The organism is Gilliamella sp. B2838 (assembly GCF_026536185.1).
In the GTDB taxonomy this organism is placed as follows: domain Bacteria; phylum Pseudomonadota; class Gammaproteobacteria; order Enterobacterales; family Orbaceae; genus Gilliamella.
The window spans coordinates 1-1,241 of the sequence record NZ_JAFNOO010000038.1; the positions used below are offsets into that span (position 1 = coordinate 1).

1 protein-coding gene and 2 pseudogenes are annotated in these 1,241 nt (G+C 34.3%); 1 reads left to right on the forward strand and 2 read right to left on the reverse strand.

Annotation, left to right across the window (positions count from 1 at the left end):
• Positions 1–195: 195 nt before the first annotated feature.
• Positions 196–321 (forward strand): annotated as a pseudogene (locus tag J3U63_RS13485) (SymE family type I addiction module toxin); the annotation flags it as partial.
• 103 nt (positions 322–424) lie between these two features.
• On the opposite strand, the gene J3U63_RS13185 reads toward J3U63_RS13485, so the two are convergent.
• Positions 425–736 (reverse strand): hypothetical protein, encoded by a 312-nt coding sequence (locus J3U63_RS13185; protein ID WP_267371847.1) that lies wholly within the window; start codon positions 734–736, stop codon positions 425–427.
• Positions 733–1,241 (reverse strand): annotated as a pseudogene (locus tag J3U63_RS13190) (hypothetical protein); the annotation flags it as partial. The gene J3U63_RS13185 and the pseudogene J3U63_RS13190, both read right to left, overlap by 4 nt.

The window sequence follows — 1,241 nt, forward strand, 5'->3', positions numbered from 1 at the left end:
GCGTTATCGATTGTTCATTGTCTTTTTTATTATAACCGGCTGGCACCATTGGCATGCCAATGGTGCTGACGCCAACACTGCTGCTACTGACTTTATAATCCGCTTTATTTTCGATATCAGTAAAGCTAATTGTGCCAGTACCTAACCGGTTTTTTGGATTTATCCACAGTGGAGGCTATGTAGTTTTATACCGTCGGTTACATGCCACAAGGCACAAAGCCCAACCTCAGATCACAACTGAACATTAAAGGCAGATGGCTGGAGCCGGTAGGGTTTTATGTGGGCTGCCCTGTTATCATTAAGATTGCACAGGCAAGTTGATTGTTGAACTTGCGATGTAGATCTAAAAGTTGATAAATAATTTACTCAGTTCTACATTATACTAACACCAAGTTTTTAAACTAGGATTTGTGAGTCAATATAACTATTTTAACAATATTTCTGGTGTAGCAAATCCTGTTTTTATATCAATATTATATTGTCCACCATCCCATCTATAAGCCTTAAATTCACCATTTTTTTCATAAATATTAGTAAAGCTATCACCATATTTGTCATTTTTTGAACAAATACGCCATATAACTTCACCTCTAGAATTAACCATAAAAACATTTCTTGAAATTTCTAAAGGCTTTTTTTTAAATATAACATCACAGCCGTCTATTAAAACTAGTTGTAAATTGTTATTTATATTAATAGCTTTATTTATTATTTTTTTATCAATACTTTTTATCATTTTAATGGTCTCGTATTATGAAAATTTTCAAGTGGTATTTTATCTATTAATTGATATTGAGTTCCACCTTTATTTGGGGCACCAAAATTGGGCTGAGGTGCAACTCTACCGACTTGTAATCTCGTTCCTGCAGGTACTTTAACATCAGAAATAAATGTTGGTATTGTAGGTAAAGCCAAATGTTGTTGTATTTGTTGTGGCGTCATACCTTTGATTTCATCAGCCCTAACTATAAATTGACCTGCAACGTTATCATTTGTATGAACACGCACAAAGTTAAGTTCACTAGCCGCAGTAAACTGTCGTACCTGAGTTGATGCATCATATGGAGCACTCCATCCTCTTTCAATAAATGGTTTATTGGCTTCTCCAGCACTAATTGCTTTAACATCTTTTATTTGAGTTGATGTTAGACCCGTTCCCTTTCCAGCATTTAATTCTTGCTTAAGTGCATTATATTCATTAATCGCCTTTTCTGCTTTAGCTAAATCTAAAGCACTTATTT